The organism is Pedobacter zeaxanthinifaciens, assembly GCF_003313335.1.
Classification (GTDB): Bacteria; Bacteroidota; Bacteroidia; order Sphingobacteriales; family Sphingobacteriaceae; genus Pedobacter; species Pedobacter zeaxanthinifaciens.
The window spans coordinates 68,197-87,757 of sequence record NZ_QMHP01000003.1; the positions used below are offsets into that span (position 1 = coordinate 68,197).

Annotated in this window: 21 protein-coding genes; 5 read left to right on the plus strand and 16 right to left on the minus strand. The window is 37.7% G+C overall.

The window, feature by feature from the left end:
* Both lptB and recJ read right to left on the minus strand, forming a co-directional pair.
* A complete protein-coding gene (gene lptB / locus DUT68_RS05220; RefSeq protein WP_113636449.1) occupies nucleotides 1-735 on the minus strand; it encodes an LPS export ABC transporter ATP-binding protein in 735 nt (244 codons plus the stop codon).
* Between the two features lie 73 nt (nucleotides 736-808).
* A complete protein-coding gene (gene recJ / locus DUT68_RS05225) occupies nucleotides 809-2,506 on the minus strand; it encodes a single-stranded-DNA-specific exonuclease RecJ (RefSeq protein WP_113637027.1) in 1,698 nt (565 codons plus the stop codon).
* Nucleotides 2,507-2,603: 97 nt separating this feature from the next.
* Between recJ and DUT68_RS05230 the strand changes: the two genes are divergently transcribed.
* Complete coding sequence (locus DUT68_RS05230; RefSeq protein WP_370738849.1) at nucleotides 2,604-3,374, plus strand: MBL fold metallo-hydrolase; 771 nt, start codon at nucleotides 2,604-2,606, stop codon at nucleotides 3,372-3,374.
* On the opposite strand, the gene DUT68_RS05235 is transcribed toward DUT68_RS05230, so the two are convergent.
* Together DUT68_RS05235 and DUT68_RS05240 are read right to left on the minus strand one after the other, a co-directional pair.
* Entirely contained in the window at nucleotides 3,371-3,778 is a 408-nt protein-coding gene (locus DUT68_RS05235; protein ID WP_237088263.1) for a response regulator, read from the minus strand. The two genes, DUT68_RS05230 and DUT68_RS05235, sit on opposite strands and share 4 nt — an antisense overlap.
* Nucleotides 3,779-3,913: 135 nt before the next feature.
* Nucleotides 3,914-4,501, minus strand: a complete 588-nt coding sequence (locus DUT68_RS05240) for a YceI family protein (RefSeq protein ID WP_113636450.1) — start codon at nucleotides 4,499-4,501, stop codon at nucleotides 3,914-3,916.
* 267 nt (nucleotides 4,502-4,768) lie between these two features.
* Between DUT68_RS05240 and mutL the strand changes: the two genes are divergently transcribed.
* From mutL to DUT68_RS05260, 4 genes are read left to right on the plus strand one after another with little or no spacing between them, the layout of a single operon-like run.
* Complete coding sequence (mutL, locus tag DUT68_RS05245) at nucleotides 4,769-6,616, plus strand: DNA mismatch repair endonuclease MutL (RefSeq protein WP_113636452.1); 1,848 nt, start codon at nucleotides 4,769-4,771, stop codon at nucleotides 6,614-6,616.
* A gap of 15 nt (nucleotides 6,617-6,631) precedes the next feature.
* The gene (locus tag DUT68_RS05250; protein ID WP_113636454.1) at nucleotides 6,632-7,369 is read left to right on the plus strand and encodes a rhomboid family intramembrane serine protease; all 738 of its coding nucleotides are present in this window, start codon (nucleotides 6,632-6,634) and stop codon (nucleotides 7,367-7,369) included.
* Entirely contained in the window at nucleotides 7,362-8,195 is an 834-nt protein-coding gene (locus DUT68_RS05255) for a rhomboid family intramembrane serine protease (RefSeq protein WP_113636456.1), read from the plus strand. The genes DUT68_RS05250 and DUT68_RS05255 overlap by 8 nt, the downstream gene beginning before the upstream one ends.
* Nucleotides 8,195-9,328, plus strand: a complete 1,134-nt coding sequence (locus DUT68_RS05260) for an endonuclease/exonuclease/phosphatase family protein (RefSeq protein ID WP_113636458.1) — start codon at nucleotides 8,195-8,197, stop codon at nucleotides 9,326-9,328. The genes DUT68_RS05255 and DUT68_RS05260 overlap by 1 nt, the downstream gene beginning before the upstream one ends.
* 16 nt (nucleotides 9,329-9,344) lie before the next feature.
* Here DUT68_RS05260 and DUT68_RS05265 read toward each other — a convergent pair whose 3' ends face one another.
* From DUT68_RS05265 to DUT68_RS05320, 12 genes are all read right to left on the minus strand, one after another.
* Nucleotides 9,345-10,799, minus strand: a complete 1,455-nt coding sequence (locus tag DUT68_RS05265; RefSeq protein ID WP_113636460.1) for a M28 family peptidase — start codon at nucleotides 10,797-10,799, stop codon at nucleotides 9,345-9,347.
* A 155-nt stretch (nucleotides 10,800-10,954) separates the two neighbouring features.
* A complete protein-coding gene (locus DUT68_RS05270) occupies nucleotides 10,955-11,836 on the minus strand; it encodes a DUF4349 domain-containing protein (RefSeq protein WP_113636462.1) in 882 nt (293 codons plus the stop codon).
* Nucleotides 11,837-12,106: 270 nt separating this feature from the next.
* The gene (locus tag DUT68_RS05275; RefSeq protein WP_113636464.1) at nucleotides 12,107-12,319 is read right to left on the minus strand and encodes a hypothetical protein; all 213 of its coding nucleotides are present in this window, start codon (nucleotides 12,317-12,319) and stop codon (nucleotides 12,107-12,109) included.
* 62 nt (nucleotides 12,320-12,381) lie between these two features.
* Complete coding sequence (locus DUT68_RS05280) at nucleotides 12,382-13,155, minus strand: 5'-nucleotidase, lipoprotein e(P4) family (protein WP_113637032.1); 774 nt, start codon at nucleotides 13,153-13,155, stop codon at nucleotides 12,382-12,384.
* 297 nt (nucleotides 13,156-13,452) lie between these two features.
* On the minus strand, nucleotides 13,453-14,334 hold the full coding sequence (atpG, locus tag DUT68_RS05285; protein ID WP_113636466.1) for an ATP synthase F1 subunit gamma: 882 nt from the start codon (nucleotides 14,332-14,334) through the stop codon (nucleotides 13,453-13,455).
* A 144-nt stretch (nucleotides 14,335-14,478) separates the two neighbouring features.
* Nucleotides 14,479-16,053 (minus strand): F0F1 ATP synthase subunit alpha, encoded by a 1,575-nt coding sequence (gene atpA, locus DUT68_RS05290; RefSeq protein WP_113636468.1) that lies wholly within the window; start codon nucleotides 16,051-16,053, stop codon nucleotides 14,479-14,481.
* Nucleotides 16,054-16,204: 151 nt separating this feature from the next.
* Nucleotides 16,205-16,741 carry an ATP synthase F1 subunit delta gene (atpH, locus tag DUT68_RS05295; protein ID WP_113636470.1) on the minus strand — a complete coding sequence of 179 codons (537 nt, stop codon included), beginning with the start codon at nucleotides 16,739-16,741 and terminating at the stop codon, nucleotides 16,205-16,207.
* 93 nt (nucleotides 16,742-16,834) lie between these two features.
* On the minus strand, nucleotides 16,835-17,329 hold the full coding sequence (locus DUT68_RS05300) for a F0F1 ATP synthase subunit B (protein WP_113636472.1): 495 nt from the start codon (nucleotides 17,327-17,329) through the stop codon (nucleotides 16,835-16,837).
* A gap of 89 nt (nucleotides 17,330-17,418) precedes the next feature.
* A complete protein-coding gene (gene atpE, locus DUT68_RS05305; RefSeq protein ID WP_113636474.1) occupies nucleotides 17,419-17,625 on the minus strand; it encodes an ATP synthase F0 subunit C in 207 nt (68 codons plus the stop codon).
* 40 nt (nucleotides 17,626-17,665) lie between these two features.
* Nucleotides 17,666-18,847 carry a F0F1 ATP synthase subunit A gene (atpB, locus tag DUT68_RS05310; protein WP_113636476.1) on the minus strand — a complete coding sequence of 394 codons (1,182 nt, stop codon included), beginning with the start codon at nucleotides 18,845-18,847 and terminating at the stop codon, nucleotides 17,666-17,668.
* A 17-nt stretch (nucleotides 18,848-18,864) separates the two neighbouring features.
* Complete coding sequence (locus DUT68_RS05315; protein ID WP_237088264.1) at nucleotides 18,865-19,197, minus strand: hypothetical protein; 333 nt, start codon at nucleotides 19,195-19,197, stop codon at nucleotides 18,865-18,867.
* A gap of 93 nt (nucleotides 19,198-19,290) precedes the next feature.
* Nucleotides 19,291-19,503: an AtpZ/AtpI family protein gene (locus DUT68_RS05320; protein ID WP_113636481.1), complete on the minus strand. Its 213-nt coding sequence runs from the start codon at nucleotides 19,501-19,503 to the stop codon at nucleotides 19,291-19,293.
* Between the last annotated feature and the right edge of the window lie 58 nt (nucleotides 19,504-19,561).

Consider the following 19,561-nt stretch of genomic DNA (forward strand, 5'->3'; position numbering starts at 1 on the left):
TTATAGATTTTTTTTACGTAGAACGAAGTTAGATCCTAAATATACTTTACGCACCATTTCATTGGCTGCAAGTACTTCTGGCGTACCAGATTCAAGGATTTTTCCCTCAAAAAGTAGATAAGCCCTGTCTGTAATAGAAAGCGTTTCCTGTACGTTGTGGTCGGTAATTAAAATACCTATATTCTTTTGCTTTAATTTAGCTACAATACTTTGGATTTCCTCTACAGCAATAGGGTCAACGCCAGCAAAGGGTTCATCCAACAAAATAAAGTTCGGATTAGCGGCCAATGCCCTAGCAATTTCCGTTCGGCGGCGTTCACCCCCGGAAAGCAAATCGCCACGATTTTTGCGCACTTTGTGCAAACTAAATTCGGTGAGCAATTCTTCCAATTTATCTTTACGTTCTTCCTTAGTCAGCTTTGTCATCTCCAAAATTGCCATGATGTTATCCTCAACCGACAGCTTGCGGAAAACACTTGCCTCTTGTGCCAGGTAACCAATTCCTTTTTGAGCACGACGATACATAGGATCTTTGGTGATGTCTTCTCCTTCCAAAAAAATATTCCCTTCATTTGGCTTAATCAAGCCAACAATCATGTAAAACGATGTAGTTTTACCAGCGCCGTTAGGGCCTAATAAACCTACAATTTCACCCTGACTTACTTCAAAAGATACATCATTAACAACAGTACGTTGCTTATATTTTTTTATGAGATGCTCTGCTTTTAAAATCATTTAATTTTGGTTGTTTAGATGGTTGAAGTATGGGTTTTTAGCCTTTGCGGGCTCAACACTTATTACTCACCACTTAAATTTTAATTCCTTTTATATTCAGCTGTAAACGCCTTTTATCTTTCCAAATGTTTTCTTCTATGGTATAACAAATAGAAAACGGCTGGTTTGGTTTTAACAATTTTTCAAATTCGCCCAAGTTAAAACCGATAGCTTCAAAAATAGTTGAATTTTGTTGTTTTACATTTATTTTTAAATGTTTTGCACCTACTATCTGCGGAAATCCCACTAAGCTTACCTGTTGACTGATAAAAACTGGCGCTAAATTTTGCGGACCAAATGGTGCCATTTGCGATAAAATTCTGAAGAACTTACCATCAATTTGTTGCAGCTCAATACAAGCATCGATATTAATTTCTGGAATAAGTAAAGACGGATGAATACTGCCAGCTACCACCTGTTCAAAACGTTCAGCAAACAATGGCAAGTTTTCCGGTGCAATGGTTAATCCAGCGGCATATTTGTGCCCTCCAAACTGGATGAGCAAATCGCTACATTCTACCAAGGCTTCGTACAAATCGTAACCCACTACCGACCTTGCCGAACCCGTATAATTTCCATTGGAGTGCGTTAACACAATGGTAGGCCTATAGTATTTCTCCGTTAACCTTGATGCTACAATCCCAATTACGCCCTTATTCCAGCTGTCTTGGAAAACAACCGTTGTTTTTCTATTAATCAATACTTCATCCTGTTCAATAATAGCCAATGCTTCAGCGGTAATATCTTGATCAAAGCTCTTTCTTTCCGAGTTTTGCAGGTTAATTAGTGCGCTTTGTTCATCAGCGATAAAGACTTCGTTGCTCAACAACATTTTTACAGCTTCGCTGGCATGTCCCATTCTCCCTGCGGCATTAATGCGGGGCGCCAGCATAAATACCACATCCGAAATGCTATAATTTTCGGTTTTACCGGCTATTTGCATTAATGCTTTCAGCCCCATTGATGGTTGCTGGTTCAACTTCAGCAAGCCATAATAGGCCATCACCCTATTTTCGTCGACAATGGGAACAATATCCGCAGCGATACTCACCATGCACAAATCAAGGTATTGCTCGTAAAGCTCGTCAGGCAAATCATTGGCCATGCAATAGGCTTGTGCCAACTTCAAACCAATGCCGCATCCGGCAAGTTCCTTAAACGGATAGTCACAATCGTTACGTTTTGGATCCAGCACCGCCACAGCATTGGGCAGTTGCTCGCCCGGCAAATGGTGATCGCAGATGATAAAATCGATACCCAAGCCATGAGCATAAGCTACTTTATCAACAGAGCGTATGCCACAATCCAATGCAATAATTAATGAAAAGCCGTTAGCCTTGGCAAAATCTATTCCCTGCGTGGATATACCGTAACCTTCGGCGTGCCTATCTGGAATGTAAAAATCAATATTGGCGGTAAACTGACTAAAAAACTGATAACATAGGGCCACTGCAGTTGTACCATCTACATCATAATCACCATATACCAATACTTTTTCGTTACTAGTTATGGCATTTTGTATCCTTACAATGGCTGCCTCCATATCCTTCATTAAAAAAGGATCATGTAAATGGGCTAACTGAGGCCTAAAAAAATGGCGGGCATCCTCAAACGAACAAATTCCACGCTGCACTAAAATGCTAGCCAAACTGCGGTCAATATTCAGTTGCTGGGCAAGTTCATCAACCTTCTCCTCATCATCGCACTTACTAATTACCCATCGTTTATTCATAGTTATGGCATTTTTTTTCGTTGCAGACCTATTATCAAAGCCTGTACGTATATTTGCAACCTGTAAATATATCATTAATTTTCTTTCGTAAAAAAAGATGGCTATACAAGTTTTCACCTTATCAGAAGGTTCATATTCGGTTGATGCAAGTAAGAAATTTATTCCTTTTGATCCTCAGAAAGATAATCCTAAAGACCGACCTGCGTCTTTGTTTATCCATGTACAGCCATTTTTAGTGAAACTGGAAAACAGCTTGGTGCTTTTAGATACTGGATTAGGTTACAGCAACGCCGAAGGAAAATTACATCTGCATGAAAACATTCGTAAAGCAGGTTTCGATCCTGATGATGTAGAGCTGGTGTTGATGTCGCACTTACACTTTGATCACTCGGGTGGTATGGTGCACCAACATGATGGCAAAATGGAACTCAGCTTTCCTCATGCTACTTACGTAATGCAGCAGGGCGAGTGGGAAACTGCATTTTCAAGCAAATCTTCATCATACTGCACCGAAATTTTTGATTTCATACAGCGCAATGCACAAATCCATTTAATTGAAGACAGCGGCAAGCTAACTAACGAAATCAGCTATGAATTTACAGGAGCGCACTGCCCGTATCATCAGGTTTTTTTAATTGAAGATGGGGAGGATAAAGTATTTTTTGGTGGCGATGTACTTCCAGAACCGGAAGAACTCATCAGAAAATTTGTAGCCAAGTATGATTACGACGGTCGTAAAGCAATGGAACTTAGGGACGACTTTGGCCTTAGGGCAGCAGCAGAAAAATGGAAATGCTTATTTTATCATTCCAAATCCAAAACGCAAGCCTTTGTTGAACTGAACGACGATAAATTTATAATCGTTTAGCGGATGGCTTCTAGCAATTCTTTCAATCTATCGATAGATAAAGGTTTGGAAATAAATCCTTTGACAGATTTGTAGCTTTTTGCCTTTTCGATGTCATTTTCATAAACAGATGACGATAGCATATACATGTCGTTATCAACATTTAGGTTAAGGGCTTCGTAAGCTTCTATAAATTCCCAGCCGTTAAGTATGGGCATATTGATATCGATGAGTACCAAATGGGGCAAGGCTTGGTTAGCAGCAACGAGTTCATTGATGTAATCTATAGCGAGTTGACCGTTATGTTTAGCGCAAATTTGCACGTTATACCCTGTTTTCTCTACAATTTTACTGATGATGAAAATGTTGATATCGTCATCATCGATAACGAGAAGGTTAATTTGAGAAGAGTGTATAGGTTGCATCTTAGTTTATGAAATACGGCTGTTTTATACGAAGGTATGTTATTTCATAAATGGATTTCAATAAAGATACATTATTTATTTCAAAAAAAAATCCGAGCAAAACTCGGATTTTCTAAACACCTATTTAATAGGAGATTATTTTTTTGCAACTAAGTTTACGCTAATAGTGAAATCATCGTAGATAAAGTTGTCGCCAATGCTACTGAAGATAGATTTTGATTTGTATTCGATACCATATTTAGTTCTATCAACTACAATTTTTTCAGCAACGGCACTCACCGATTTATCTGCGTTCCAAGTAAGTTTAGCTGGGAAACTTACCGAGTTGGTTTTACCTTTGATTGTTAAATCACCAGTAATTTTAACATCAGCGCCAGATCCTTCCACTTTTTTAATCACGAAGTTTGCAGCAGGGAATTTTTCAACACCAAAAAAGTCGTCATTTTTCAAGTGTTTTTCTAAGCCAGCACTTCCGTCAGCATCTTTAATTGTAGTCATGTTAGCTACAAAGCCACCACCAACTAATTTTTTACCTGTAAATTGTAAAGTTCCTGAAGTTAATGCCACAGTACCATTGTGTGATCCTGAGAATTTTTTACCTTCCCAAGTAACAGTTGATTTTGCCGCATCTACAGTGTAAACATCAGCCCTTGGCGCAAATGCCAAAAAAGAAAAGCTAGCCACTACAGCTAACATTAAAATAGAAGTGATTTTTAGTTTCATATTGATGAATAGTTTAATACAAGCAAATGTATTTAATTTCTATTCACTTCGTATTGACCTATGTTAAGATTTTACAATTTTGTGTTGGGTGCGTTGGTTTGTTGGTCGTTTGGTTCATTGGTCATTGGTGGGTTGGTTATTGGTTATTGGTTCATTAATCATTAACCATTACACCACTCTCATCTCCTTTAGTATCAACCATATGAAAACATGACTGTTGGTTAAGGCTTATTTTTGTAAATTAGCGGCTTTTAGAAAGCGAAATAAATGTCCGATATCATTCAACTTTTACCCGATAGTGTAGCCAATCAAATAGCAGCAGGAGAAGTAGTGCAAAGGCCGGCTTCGGCAGTAAAAGAATTGCTTGAAAACGCTCTTGATGCCGGTGCAGATAAAATCCAGTTAATTATTAAAGATGCGGGTAAAGCTTTAATCCAAGTTATTGATAACGGTTGCGGCATGAGCGTAACTGATGCCCGTATGTGCTTTGAACGCCACGCCACTTCTAAAGTACGCAAAGCGGATGATTTATTTGCCATCCGTACCATGGGTTTTAGAGGCGAGGCCATGGCTTCTATTGCTGCTATTGCGCAAGTGGAGATGAAAACCAAACGCCATGAAGATGAAGTAGGAACTTTAGTGGAAATTGAAGGTTCTACAATTACCAAGCAAGAACCCATAGCAACAGGTAACGGAACTAGCATTTGTGTTAAAAACTTATTTTACAACACGCCTGCCCGTCGTAATTTCCTTAAAAGCAACCCAACTGAAATGCGCTACATTATTGACGAGTTTCAGCGGGTGGCATTGGCAAAACCACATATTGCTTTTAGCTTACACCATGATGGCAACGAAATTTACCGCTTGCCAGCCGCTACCATCAAACAGCGTATTGTGCATTTGTTTGGTAATAATTATAATGAACGTTTAATTCCAGTTGAAGAAGAAACTACAATTATAAATTTGAAAGGCTACATTGGCAAGCCCGAATTTGCGAAGAAGACTCGTGGAGAACAGTTTTTCTTCGTTAATGATAGGTTTATTAAGGATAATTACCTGAACCATGCCGTTAATAAAGCGTACCAAGAATTATTGCCAGATGACAACTTCCCATTGTACGTGTTGTTTATTGATATCGATCCTGCGAAAATTGATGTTAACGTTCATCCAACTAAAACTGAAATCAAGTATTTAGACGAAAAATCTATTTACGCCATTATACATTCGGCCGTAAAACGTTCGCTTGGCAGGTTCAATATTAGTCCAACATTGGATTTTAACCAGGAAACGGCCTTTAGCAATATGATTACGCCAAAAGCGCCGGAAGATATTGTACCGCCTAGCATTTCATTCAATCCCGACTTTAACCCTTTTGGAACACCGAAAACTGCTAGTCCGAAAACCACGTATTTTAAAGAACAATATCAGCCAAAAGAGGTGAGCCAAAACTGGGGTTCGTTGTACGAGATTACTAATTACAGCCAACCTGAGCAAACCACTATTGCACTGAACGACGATAAAAATGATGAGCTTATTGCTACGACTAACAAGCAATACATGCAAATTCACAACCGATATATTGTGTCGCAAATTAAATCGGGGGTAATGGTAATTGATCAACAAGCGGCTCACGAGCGGATTTTGTATGAACGCTTTTTACTGCATTTGGAAGATCGGAAAGGTGCTTCACAGCAAAGCCTTTTCCCACAAACCGTAAACTTAAATGCTAGCGATTTTGAATTGGCGAAAAGCTTGCTGGATGATATCAAAAGTTTGGGTTTCGATGTACGAGAATTTGGCAAAAACACGTTAATTATTGATGGTATTCCGGTTGATTTAGGCAGTACCAATATTAACGAAACGCAACTTTTTGAAGATTTAATTGAAGGCTTTAAAAACTCTCAGCAAGAATTGAAGTTAAATAAACGCGATGCACTGGCCAGAAGCATGGCCAAAAACAGTGCAATAAAGGCGGGCACAGCGTTAAGTCAGCAAGAAATGAACAATTTAATTGACGAACTTTTTGCCTGCAAAACGCCTAACTTTAGTATTAATGGGAAGCCCGCTATACAAACCATCACTTTGGCAGAATTAGCACAAAAATTTGAAAAATAGAAGTAGCATTACAAAATGAATAACATACAAATACCTCCAGTAGTAAAAAATCTTTTGATCATCAACGGCATCATGTTGCTGGCTTCATGGGTTTTTGAGCAGCAACAAGGAAGAGAGTTGTCCGAATTATTAGGGGCTTACTATTTTGATTCTCCGAATTTTAAAGTTTGGCAAATTTTCACCTATATGTTCATGCATGCGGATATTTCGCATTTATTTTTCAATATGTTCGGTTTGTTTATGTTTGGTGGCATCCTTGAGCATAAATGGGGACCAAAAAAATTCCTTAACTTTTACTTTATTACTGGACTTGGTGCACTAGCGTTGCAATGGCTAGTGCAAGGAATTGAAGTTTATCAAATTACCGGTTCATTTTTAAACAAAAGCTCCTTACCGTTAGAGTTGTTTGCCGAAGGCAAATTTAATCCAAATGTTTTTTCTCCAAGTCAAGCCTCAACACTTTACTCATCTTATTTTGGCCCAATGGTTGGCGCCTCGGGCGCTGTTTTTGGTGTGATGACTGCCTTTGCGGTAATGTATCCAAACATGGAGCTGATGCTTTTGTTTATTCCATTCCCGGTTAAAGCAAAATATTTTATTCCCATTTACATCGTTATAGAATTGTTTTTAGGTGTAGCTCGTATTCCGGGAGATTCTATTGCGCATTTCGCCCATTTAGGCGGTGCTTTAATAGGATTTATTTTAGCGAAAATTTGGAAGGATAAAGACAGATTTTACAATTACTATGAATAACAACTTTGGAGATTTACGGTATCGATTTTTTAAATCGGGCAACCCTGCAATGCTATACATTGCAATTAATATTATTGTATTTATAGTAGTTGGAGTAGGTAGTTTGTTTTTACCAGCAAACATGGGCGATTACTACGTTAATGAATATTTGGCTTTTCCAGCGGATATTGCCCAGTGGCCTTTTAGATTTTATACTATAGTTAGCTATGCTTTTTTACATGGTGGATTATTACACATCCTTTTTAACCTGCTTTGGTTGTATTGGATGGGAAACTTATTTCTGGATTTCTTAAAACCTCGTCAATTTCAGGTGGTGTATTGGGGCGGTGCAATTGTAGGTGCCTTGGCATTTGCATTGATATTTAACTTAAGTCCGCAGTTGGACAGTAAAAATGCAACACTTATTGGAGCTTCGGCCGCTGTTATGGCTATTTTTAGCGCAATTGCCACGCTAGTTCCAAATTACAGTGTCCGTTTATTGCTATTTGGCGATGTAAGATTGAAATATTTGTTGTTGGTATATGTGCTTATTGATGTGGTGGGCGTTACTCCAAGATCGATGAACATTGGTGGCAATTTAGCCCATTTAGGTGGTGCACTATTTGGTTTCATCTATATCAAATCACTTCAAAGAGGAACTGACCTAAGCAGTTTTCTGATAAAAAAACCTAAGTTAAAGGTAATCAAAAACGAAAAACCTAAACAAAAAAGCGCCGCGGTAAACCAAGTAGAAATTGACGCTATTTTGGATAAAATTTCAAAGAGTGGCTACGAAAATTTAACGGCAAAAGAAAAACAAACTTTATTCGACGCAAGTAAAAACTAATGAGCCAGAAAGCAAAGCTTCCTTTATTCGATAAATTGATGTTAGTGTTGGCAGTAATTCTGCTGGTAATTTTGGCTATGGGAATGTTGGCCGGACAAACCAATCCAAAGGACAATGTATGGATTGCCTTTGCGGGATTAGGCTATACATTTGCATTGATAGCTAACGTACTCTTTGTGATTTTTTGGTTATTTAGACGACAGCTTTTATTTGCTGCAATTACTTTAGGCATTATCCTTATTGGTTGGAAACCGCTAACTGCAACGTATCGTTTTAGTGGGGAGGAAGGCGGAAACAAAAAAGACAGTGAACACTATGTACGTTTAATGACATATAACGTACATCAGTTCAAAAAATATGGAGAGAATAATGATGTTTCTACCAAAGATCAAATCATTAAACTGATTGAAGATCAGCACCCAGATGTGGTTTGCTTTCAGGAGTTTTTTAGCAGGAAAAAGGGCGAATTTGATTTGATAGATAGTGTAAAAAACCGTCTGAAATTAAAGCATTATTATTTCGCTCCTTCGGTAGATAATAACTATGAAGCCGCAGGCCTGGCCATATTTTCCCGCTATCCTATTCAAAATAAGGGGCGAATTTCTTTTGGCGAGTTTGCCGGTAACAGCAGCATTTATGTTGACTTAAAAATTGAAAATCAGGATTTTAGAATTTATAACGTACATTTCCAATCCATCTCATTTCAAAAGGAAGATTACGATTATATTGGGAAAGTAGCTAAAATGGATCCCGAGTATAAATCTTCGAGAAGGATTGCCAGCATGTTAAAATCAGCCTTTTTTAGAAGAAGTGAGCAAGTAAAACTGATGAAATCTGAAATGCAGCAATGCAAGCTCCCGTATGTGATTGCTGGCGATTTTAATGATACTCCGGCGTCGTATAGCGTTACACAGATTACCAGTTCGCTGAAAAATGCATTTAAAGAAAAAGGAAGTGGCTTTGGTAAAACCTACAATGGTGATTTCCCTAATTTCCAAATTGACTACATTGCCACCACCAAAAATTTCGATATCATCAATCACCACATTTCCAAAGAAAAACTATCCGATCACTTTCCAGTTAGAAGTGATTTGAGGCTGAATTTCTCAATGGAAAGTGACGATGCGTATTAAAAAAACGGGAAGATGCTTAATCTTCCCATTTCCATTCGCCGGCTATTTTAAGCGGCTCTTTTAATTTCTGACTTTCCAAAAAAGCTTTCAATTCAGCATCCGAAAATCTTTTCACAGGAATTGTTGGTGTGCTTGCCAAAGCATAGGTAAGCATGGCTGCGTAACGCACTGTATTTTTCATCCCTTGCTGATCAACTAAATGAAAACCATCCCCATCCGAATGATAAAACGGACCAGCATTATTTGGCAATTTCCCTCCCGCACCTCCGCCAGTGGGTACACCTTCTAGCATAAATGGTTGATGATCTGAATGCAAGCCAGCACCTGCCTGGAACATATTTTTAAAGCCTGTATCAATTTTAACCACCTGTTGTCCCCAGGTTTTAAACAAACTTTCCATTTCCTTTCTACTGGTCGAAAATCCTTTTGGATCGTTGGTCATATCGTAGTTCAACATAAAACGAACCTGTTCTAACGATTTATCTTTCAAGCTCTGCGCTACGTAAGCCTTTGATCCTAACAAGCCTTGCTCCTCGCCCATAAACATCACAAACTCAACCGTACGTTGAGGCTTCAAATTGAGTTTTTTAAATGTTCTTGCCATATCAATCACCGAAAAAGAACCAATGCCGTTGTCAATAGCTCCAGTAGCTAAATCCCAGCTATCCAAATGCCCACCAACAACAATTTTTTCATTAGGTAACGTACTTCCTTTGATAGTGGCAATTACATTACGAGCTTTGATCAAACCTGAAAAATTCGTCATATCAATTTGCGCATATTGCGCTGATGCCTTTAATTTTTCTTTCAATTGCATGCCATCTTCCAAACCTATACAAACTGCCGGAATTGGAATAAGTTTACCAGTAACCGAAGCTGTTCCGGTTAAAAGTACGCCACCTTTCACTTGGTTAATGATGATGACACCAATTGCACCATATTTTGTGGCAATGGCTGTTTTTTCTGATCGGTGCAAGGACGTAGTACCAGCGGGAGATCCAGGAAGCACACCGATATAAATTAATGCGATTTTACCTTTCACTTTATCATTAATCGACTGGTAGTCGGCTTCTAAACCATTGCCTGCATCTACAATTTCAGCGGTTACATTTGCTTTTACTGGCGAATGCGCCAACGTTACCGCCTTAACATTAGCTAAATCACTTTGTAAGGCCCCTATTTTTACAGAAAGTGTTTTACGATCCCAACTTTCTACCTCAAAAGGCTGATAACGAACCTCTAACCCGTAAGACTTAAATAGGTTATAGGCATATGCTTCGGCTTTTGCCCCGTTAACAGACCCAGTTAAACGATGTCCGATTTTTTCGGTAGCATCTTTTAAGTTTTGATAAGCCTGTGAGTTAGTTTGAACTTCAGTATTAATCTGTTTAAAAACGGGAGAGAAATTGTCTTGGGCCTTTGCATACCAGGTTAGGGAAGCAATTGCTACTGAAAAAATAAGTTTCTTCATTTAATTTGATATAGTTTAGCTAGGTTGAAGTTAACATTTTGCAGGAAGATGCATGACATATCGTTTAAATTTTACAATTAGATTTGCGCAAAAAGATGGATGCATCATCCCGCAATTTGCGTAGCATGTCCATTATATCATCTATTATACCCAAACTATCTGTTTCCAGTTGGTGGAATAATCACTTTAGCATGTTTCTTTTTTGTATAATACCTGATGATAAAAAAGGCAATCAACGCTGTCAAAAAGAACATCCATAATTTAGATAAAAACAAAACTAACTCTTTAAAATAAGACCACCCGTCAGTTAAGTTTAGTCCTAGTCTTCTAAAAAAACTCGGTTTATAGTCAAAAATGTTATCGTTAGCTACAATCATTGTTTTTACCGTATTATCTTGATAAAAATTCAGTGTAATGGTACTGTATTTCACTTGCTGATCTATCGCCAAATTTTGAATCTTTCGATCTACATAGTCATCCTTAAGACTTAAGGCACTTTGTACGTTAGGGCTTTTCTTAGATGCCACCTTATTAATTTGCGTCACAGCCTGCTGTCTATTTTCCGCCTTTAACTTATTTTCCACATAGGCCAAGCTTCTATCTTCCATTTTTAGGGATTGATTATCGACAAAAACTGCCATTTTAGCAATTGCGTTGGTAAATTCGTCTAAGTGTTCGGCGGGTATACGAGCCGTTAAATAACCATCAGTGGTGTAAGAGGTAATTTCTTGTAGTGAATCTGCACTGAATTTAACCTTTTCGGTATCCTTTACTGCACTGCTGATAGAAAATTCCATCACCAAGCCGCCTTGCTTTTTTAAAGTTTCACTTAGCTTTTGCTTGGTCTGTTGTACATCTTTAACCCTAAAACGCATATCAGCGGTTTTAGTCATTTTTTCAGCTGCAGTATCAGTAGAACTTAAATCAGCACTAACGGTATCAGCTGCAGCGTAATCAGCCATTTCAGCTTTTTTTTCGGAGTTACAGCCAAAGAAAATCATTGCGGCCAAAGCCACTAAGGCAAAATGTCTTTTCATTTTGTTTAAGGTTTTAAGTGTTTAAATTCCTTTCACAAAACTGTCTTAAGCATGCTAATTCCTTAAGGAAGACAATTTGTAAAGAGTTGTTTTAAGCTTAATGCCCGAAACCGAATAAGGTAACCCATTGCCTAGTTGGCGGCACACAATTGCTAGTTAACCGTTGGAGGTTTAACATTGTGTGATTCAAGCAAAATCTTAGAAAAAAGCGCAAAAAAAATCCTTTTGCTATTCACAAAAGGACTCTTTTATATTGAAAATAATTAAAAATTATTTTGCGTTCAAAATTTTGAAAGCTGTAACGCAGCACATTACGAAACCAAGCGCTAAAATAGCCCACGATACTAAAGATAGCGTTAGCGAATCAAAAGCGAAACGTAAGAATACGCCAATTACAGTAACTACTGTCCATAAAGCAAGTGAAGAATAGATAGCCGAATCGTTGGCTGTTTTCATGCTGTTTTCTCTTTGTTGAGCATCCATGTGAATTCGATTTTATTTTGTTAAGGCAAAAATAATATTTCTTTACTAAAAACTAGTATTGTTTAATAACTTTTCAACTTATCTAAACGCTGTTTAGCTTTTTCCTCTTCGTTAAATTTTCCTTCTTTATAAAGCAATTTCTCCCAATCTCCATACATTGGGTTAGGCAACACAATAAACTTTGTTCCAAAAAGCTGCTGATGGGCATCCACTTGTTGTTTGGTATCTTTCCCTTCCCTGTAAAAAACGTTAGAAAAATCGCTCAGGTTATCACCACACAGCAACAGTACGTTGTATTTTTCCAATATCTTATTTCTTCTTTCCTGTTTATCTGAAGTAGTGGTTTTAGTTAGCAAATGCGCTTCATCAACATACGGAAATCCCAACTTCTTCAAGTTTTCCATCGTCGCAGCTCTATCTGCAGCATCGCGGTTAGTTACATAAAAAGTTTCTACATTTTTACTTGCTGCAAATTTCAGGAATGATAAAGCACCCGGTACGGTATCTGCCATCACCTTTGATGTCCAAGCAGTCCAATGAGCGGGAACGTAGCTCACACCATTTTTAATTTCATAGCCTTGAAAACGAGAATTATCAATAATTGTCTCATCAGCATCAACAATAACGCAATTTGGTTTTCCATTTTGATTTTCCCAAAGGGCTTCTTTTAAAGAAAGCTTGGCAAAATTGTATGCCTGAAAAGCTAAAGCCCTGTACTCGCCACTGTATTGCTGCCAAAGTACCGCATTAGTCCAATCTCGCTCTGGGCCAGCTTTTTGAGCTACTGCCATTATTGGCGACGTAAGCAAAGCGATTATAAAAAGTTTTAATTTCATATTTGAATAGTATGATGCAAAGATAAAAAACATAATCGTTTTGAATTGCAATCCGGAAATCACAATCATTTTAGATTAGAAAGTAAAAGCACCATTGTTCACCTCGAGGGAACGAAGTAATATGACTACTACTGTTAAGCTATGGCAGCTTAATCCTTAGGATTGTTTCGTACCTCGCAATGACGAAAAGATGAAGGCAGATTAAAAGTTTCAATAAAAAAACCCTCATCGAAAAACGATAAGGGTTTATATTTTTTAGTGATTTGCCTAATGAATCAGTGAGCAAATGAACTTATTTTAGCCATTCAACGCTGCTGCTCCACTTACAATCTCGGTTAACTCGGTTGTAATTGCAGCCTGACGAGCTTGGTTATAAGCTAATTTTAATGATTTCAACAAATCACCAGCATTTTCAGTTGCTTTATCCATTGATGTCATACGTGCACCATGCTCAGAGGCATGAGAATCTAAAACAGCTTTGTATAACTGAATTTTGATAGACTTAGGAATCAATTCGGTTACGATTTCTTCTTTGCTAGGCTCTAAAATATAGTCTACGTTAGTTTCTTTGGTGCTAACCGCTTCTTCAGATTTTGGAAGAGGTAATAATTGTTCTGAAGTTAAAATTTGAACGGCAGCATTTTTAAATCTGTTGTAAACTACTTCTACCCTATCGTATTTACCGTCTACGAAACCAGCCATAATCGCATCGGTAATTTTTGTTACATTTTCAAAAGATAAATCTGCATATACCTCGTTATTGTTGCCAATAACATTATAGCCTCTTTTCTCGTAAAAATCTTGTGTTTTTTTACCGATAGCAACAATGCTCACGTTCCCTTTCTTAAATTGCTCACTATATTTTTCGGCAATTAAGTTATTAGCTGTTTTAATAACGTTCATATTAAACGCACCAGCTAAACCTCTATTTGACGACACAGCAACAATTAATACTTTGTTTGGCTCTCTCTCTTCGATAAACGGAGATGTTGAACCCTCCAAACTAGCCGAAAGATTTCCTAAAATTTCTTTCAACTTGGTTGCGTAAGGACGTAATTGAACAATTGCGTTAGTAGCACGCTTCAACTTAGCAGCCGATACCATTTTCATTGCTTTGGTAATTTGCTGAGTTGACTGCACCGAGGCAATACGATTTCTTACTTCTTTTAAATTGGCCATTTGTTAGTATTTAGTAGTTAGTAGTTAGTAGTTAGACAAAAGAAGTCTAAAGACAACTTCTAAACACTTATATTTTAGTTAGCTATTTAGTAATTAGTAATAGATAAAAATCTAAATACTAACTACTAAATACTTATAATCTAATTAATATTTACTTGAAATTTCTTTTGCTACAGTTTCCAATACACCAGTAATGGTATCATCAAATTTACCAGCTTTTAATGCTGCTAATGTTTCTGGATGACGCATTTCTAATGCTTGTAAATAATCTGCTTCAAATTCCCTAACCTTACTTACAGGTACGCTACGCATTAAGTTTTTAGTACCTGCGTAAACCATTGCTACCTGATTTTCAACTTTAAATGGTGTAAACTGTGCTTGTTTCAAGAACTCTACGTTACGAGCACCTTTATCCAATACAGATTTAGTAGCAGCATCCAAATCAGAACCGAACTTAGAGAAAGCCTCTAGCTCACGGTATTGCGCTTGGTCTAACTTTAATGTACCAGCCACTTTTTTCATTGATTTGATTTGTGCATTACCACCTACACGTGATACCGAGATACCTACGTTAATTGCCGGACGAATACCAGAGTTGAACAGGTTCGACTCTAAGAAAATCTGACCATCAGTAATTGAAATTACGTTAGTAGGGATATATGCAGAAACGTCACCAGCTTGAGTTTCGATAATTGGCAATGCAGTTAATGAACCGCCACCTTTTACCAAATGTTTGATCGACTCAGGCAAATCGTTCATGTTTTTAGCGATATCATCGTTAGCGTTGATTTTCGCAGCTCTTTCTAACAAACGTGAGTGTAAGTAGAAAACGTCGCCTGGATAAGCCTCACGACCTGGAGGACGTTTCAATAATAATGAAACCTCACGGTAAGCCACAGCCTGTTTAGATAAATCATCATAAACAATTAATGCAGGACGTCCAGTATCACGGAAGAACTCGCCAATAGCTGCACCAGCAAACGGAGCATAGAACTGTAATGGAGCAGGCTCAGCAGCACTAGCAGAAACTACCACGGTATATGGCATTGCACCGTTCTCTTCTAAAGTACGTACAATGTTTGCAACTGTACTTGCTTTTTGACCGCAAGCTACATAGATACAGAAAACTGGCTGACCAGCCTCATAAAATTCTTTTTGGTTGATGATGGTATCGATACAAACCGCAGTTTTACCAATTTGACGGTCACCAATAACCAACTCACGCTGGCCACGACCAATTGGAATCATCGCATCGATAGCTTTGATACCAGTTTGTAGAGGCTCGTTTACTGGCTGACGATAAATTACCCCAGGTGCTTTACGCTCTAAAGGCATTTCATAAGTTTCGCCTAAAATTGGGCCTTTACCATCAATAGCTTCACCTAAGGTGTTCACTACACGACCAAGCATGCCTTCACCAACTTTAATCGAAGCAATTTTTTTAGTACGTTTAATGGTATCGCCTTCTTTGATCTCGTCTGATGGGCCTAATAATACCACACCTACGTTATCTTCCTCAAGGTTCAATACAATTCCTTGCAATCCGTTAGCAAACTCAACAAGCTCGCCACTCTGAACTTTGGTTAAGCCGTAAACACGAGCAATACCATCGCCCACTTGCAATACCGTACCAACTTCTTCAAGTTCAGCTTCTGATTTGAAGCCGGCCAATTGCTGTCTGATAATTGCCGAAACTTCGTCTGGTCTTACCTCTACCATAATTTTATGTTATTTTGATATCTTTTTGTAAATGTAATCTCTTACTCTTTTGTTATTTCAGTCCCGGTTTTACATCGGGATTATAATTTCTGTAGTTCCTTTGTTATCGTTGTATCTTCAAATCTCAATACTCAATACTCAAATCTCCCTACTAACTAGCAAATTCCTTTTTAAGTTTAGCTAAGCCGCTAGCAATACTAGCATCAAACTGCTTGTCATCAACTTTTAAAATAAAACCGCCAATTAAAGCTGGATTTACTTTTTCTTTGATCACCACTTCACTAGCACCAAGCTCCTTTTTAACCAAAGCAATTACTTCGGTTTTGTTGGCTTCAGTTAGCGCAGTTGCTGAAGTTACCTCTGCTGTTACCACACCTTTAATTGCATTGTATTGAGCAACAAATTGCTTTGCAGTGTCAAATAAAATTGCACTACGGCCTTTGTTAACTACTAGTTTCAAGAAACTTTCGGTAATGGCATGTACTTTACCACCAAAAACACCTTGTAAAATACCTTGTTTTTTATCTAAAGGCACTATTGGGTTTTTCAAAATGGCTTCTAACTCTGGACTGTTATCAACCGTTTGTTCAAAAAACACCATATCATTTTTCACTTCTTCAACAGCATTTTGCTCTTTTGAAAGATCCAATAATGATTTTGCGTACCTAGCTCCTGCTTTACTTGACATATATTTTAGTTGTAAGTTGTAAGTGGTAAGTTATAAGTTGCTGACAAACATCAAGCACTAAAAACCTAAAACTTAAAACGTAATACTTATAACTTAATTTAATTCAACGTCCTTCAACAAATTGTTAACTAGCTCTTGTTGTTTTGCTTTATCATCTAATTGTGTACGCAAAACACGCTCAGCAATATCTAAAGATAAAGCCGAAACCTGACCTTTTAACTCTGCCAAAGCAGCTTTCTTTTGGTTTTCAATCTCGATACGAGCTTTCTCAATTAACTTAGCACCTTCTGCTTGCGCTTGGTTTTTAGCTTCGTTAACGATATTATCTTTTAAAGCTTTAGCTTCTTTCAAAATCTGGTCACGTTCTTCACGAGCTTGTTTCATCAACTCTTCGTTTTGAGAACTCAAACGACTCATCTCTTGTCTAGCCAATTCAGCTTTGTTCAATGCATCATCGATACTTTTCTCACGATCGTGAATTCCTTTCATGATTGGCTTCCAAGCAAACTTCGCCAATAAGAAAATCAATAAAAGGAATGATATCGTATTCCAAACCAACAATCCAATTTCAGGAACTAATAAATCCATTTTGTATGATTATATTTTTTTATGTTAAACTTTTAAACAAGCACCTTAACGGCAACCCCGAAAAGGTGCTTATCTTTTTTCTTCTTTGATTAATTTGCGATCAAAGAAACTACTACTGCGAATAACGCAACAGCCTCGATAAAGGCAGCAGCGATAAGCATAGCAGTTTGAATTTTTGAAGCGGCTTCTGGTTGACGAGCGATTGATTCCATCGCAGAACCACCAATTTTACCGATACCTAATCCAGCGCCAATTGCAGCTAAGCCTGCGCCGATTGCAGCTAATGTTCCAGTCATTTTTCTGATTTATTTATATTGTTTAACAATTATGTTCTAATTAATGATGCTCTTCTACCGCCATACCAATAAATAGGGCAGATAATGTTGTAAAAATGAAGGCTTGGATGAACGCCACTAAGAATTCGATCAACCCAATAAATACCGCAAAGAAAATAGAAGCAGGAGCCACCGCTATAGAGTTGAAGATAAAAATCAAACACAATAACGACATCACCAAAATGTGGCCCGCAGTAATGTTAGCAAACAAACGAATTGCCAATGCAATAGGCTTAGTTAGCGTACCAATTAACTCCAATGGAGCTAAGAAAATTTTCATCGGCACAGGAACACCCGGCATCCAGAAGATGTGCTTCCAGTAATCCTTATTACCTTTAAATGTTGTAATCAAATAAGTACAAAGCGCTAAAACAGCTGTCATAGCAATATTACCAGTTACGTTAGCACCACCCGGGAAGAAAGGCACCAAACCCAACATGTTATTTAACCAGATAAAGAAAAACACCGATAATAAATAAGGCATGAAAGCCGCATATTTATGTCCAAGGTTTGGTCTAGCAATATCATCACGAACAAACATAATGATGGGCTCTAAGAAAGACTGCATTCCTTTAGGCGCCTGACCAGCTCTCTTTCTATAGGCTGAAGCTACCGAAGTAAATACCACTAAAAGCACTACTGCAGACAGCAACATACTGAAAACATTTTTAGTGATAGAAAAATCTAGCGGCCTAGCATTGGTTACAATCTCTTCTCCTTTTTCGTTCGCAATGTGCGAAACATATGAACCATGCGCATCAGCAGTTGCGTTTGCATAGTAAATTTTATTATGAGCAATGGCAAAACGCTGTCCGTTTTTCTCAACAACCACCTTACCTGCATCATCAAAATTAAAAGCTGATGAACTAAAAGTAACTAAACCGTTGTTAGTCCAAAGGATAATTGGCAAATGCAAATGCAAACCATGCTCTCCATGACCCCAAACAGTAAAAAAGTGACTATCACTAATGTGATGAAAAATAAAGGAAGTAATATCGAAAGCTTTTTCTTCCTGTTTATGCTCTTCGCCATGAGCAGCAGAAGCGGTTGCTTCCTGAACATGATGAGCTACGCTATCAGTTTGCGCAAAAGCAGTAGCTCCAAATCCTAAAAACGCAGAAAAAAGCGTAAAAACAACAATTAGCCTTCTAACTTTCGACACAAAAACTCGGTTATAATCCATTTACTCGCAGATTTTTACTATTTATTTTGGTGGCGCAAGTTACGTAACAAACCTAATATTTCAAAGAGGGTAAACAATAAATATAAAGAAAAAAAATTGAGGCCAAAAACAAGGTTGGCGTCAGCACGTTTTAAACTGTAAATCAGCACAAAAGACATGGCGAACAACATTTTTATGATCACAGCGCCTAAAATTGCAAATACACCAGTCTGAGGATTTCTTTTTATCCCAAAATCCGCCAGTAAATAAGCCAAAAATGTAAGCACAGCTAAAAAACCATAGATCAACCAAAAGTGGGAAGTGATTGCTTGAGGCCAAAATCCCTTGATGCCCAAGGCTAAACCAGCCAACAACAACAAATAAAAAACATAGTAGGGAATGAATCGTAATAAAGTCACTGCAATTTTTTTCCCAAAAGTAAGTAATGCGATGTAAAGGCTCCGCTATTTTTCTTTATTAAGTGCTTTAACTACCTGATAAAGTGAAGCAGCTGTACCAATTAGCCCCAATATAGCCGTAAAAATGTAGTTTTCATTATGCTGATGTTGATCAATTTTATAGCCGATAAAAGCAGACAAACCAATGGTAACTAGCATCTGAAAGCCTACGGCGGTATATTTTATAAAATTCGAACTCGGTTTAGATTGATTGTCCATTGAAACATTTATGAATTAGTAAATTATACTTCAAAATATTAAGATTATATTGCCGAAT

Bases quoted from the DNA above. Each gene is read 5' to 3' on its own strand.
- lptB (WP_113636449.1), bottom strand. From the start codon at position 735: ATGATTTTAAAAGCAGAGCATCTCATAAAAAAATATAAGCAACGTACT.
- recJ (WP_113637027.1), bottom strand. From the start codon at position 2,506: ATGAATAAACGATGGGTAATTAGTAAGTGCGATGATGAGGAGAAGGTT.
- DUT68_RS05230 (WP_370738849.1), top strand. From the start codon at position 2,604: ATGGCTATACAAGTTTTCACCTTATCAGAAGGTTCATATTCGGTTGAT.
- DUT68_RS05235 (WP_237088263.1), bottom strand. From the start codon at position 3,778: ATGCAACCTATACACTCTTCTCAAATTAACCTTCTCGTTATCGATGAT.
- DUT68_RS05240 (WP_113636450.1), bottom strand. From the start codon at position 4,501: ATGAAACTAAAAATCACTTCTATTTTAATGTTAGCTGTAGTGGCTAGC.
- mutL (WP_113636452.1), top strand. From the start codon at position 4,769: ATGTCCGATATCATTCAACTTTTACCCGATAGTGTAGCCAATCAAATA.
- DUT68_RS05250 (WP_113636454.1), top strand. From the start codon at position 6,632: ATGAATAACATACAAATACCTCCAGTAGTAAAAAATCTTTTGATCATC.
- DUT68_RS05255 (WP_113636456.1), top strand. From the start codon at position 7,362: ATGAATAACAACTTTGGAGATTTACGGTATCGATTTTTTAAATCGGGC.
- DUT68_RS05260 (WP_113636458.1), top strand. From the start codon at position 8,195: ATGAGCCAGAAAGCAAAGCTTCCTTTATTCGATAAATTGATGTTAGTG.
- DUT68_RS05265 (WP_113636460.1), bottom strand. From the start codon at position 10,799: ATGAAGAAACTTATTTTTTCAGTAGCAATTGCTTCCCTAACCTGGTAT.
- DUT68_RS05270 (WP_113636462.1), bottom strand. From the start codon at position 11,836: ATGAAAAGACATTTTGCCTTAGTGGCTTTGGCCGCAATGATTTTCTTT.
- DUT68_RS05275 (WP_113636464.1), bottom strand. From the start codon at position 12,319: ATGGATGCTCAACAAAGAGAAAACAGCATGAAAACAGCCAACGATTCG.
- DUT68_RS05280 (WP_113637032.1), bottom strand. From the start codon at position 13,155: ATGAAATTAAAACTTTTTATAATCGCTTTGCTTACGTCGCCAATAATG.
- atpG (WP_113636466.1), bottom strand. From the start codon at position 14,334: ATGGCCAATTTAAAAGAAGTAAGAAATCGTATTGCCTCGGTGCAGTCA.
- atpA (WP_113636468.1), bottom strand. From the start codon at position 16,053: ATGGTAGAGGTAAGACCAGACGAAGTTTCGGCAATTATCAGACAGCAA.
- atpH (WP_113636470.1), bottom strand. From the start codon at position 16,741: ATGTCAAGTAAAGCAGGAGCTAGGTACGCAAAATCATTATTGGATCTT.
- DUT68_RS05300 (WP_113636472.1), bottom strand. From the start codon at position 17,329: ATGGATTTATTAGTTCCTGAAATTGGATTGTTGGTTTGGAATACGATA.
- atpE (WP_113636474.1), bottom strand. From the start codon at position 17,625: ATGACTGGAACATTAGCTGCAATCGGCGCAGGCTTAGCTGCAATTGGC.
- atpB (WP_113636476.1), bottom strand. From the start codon at position 18,847: ATGGATTATAACCGAGTTTTTGTGTCGAAAGTTAGAAGGCTAATTGTT.
- DUT68_RS05320 (WP_113636481.1), bottom strand. From the start codon at position 19,503: ATGGACAATCAATCTAAACCGAGTTCGAATTTTATAAAATATACCGCC.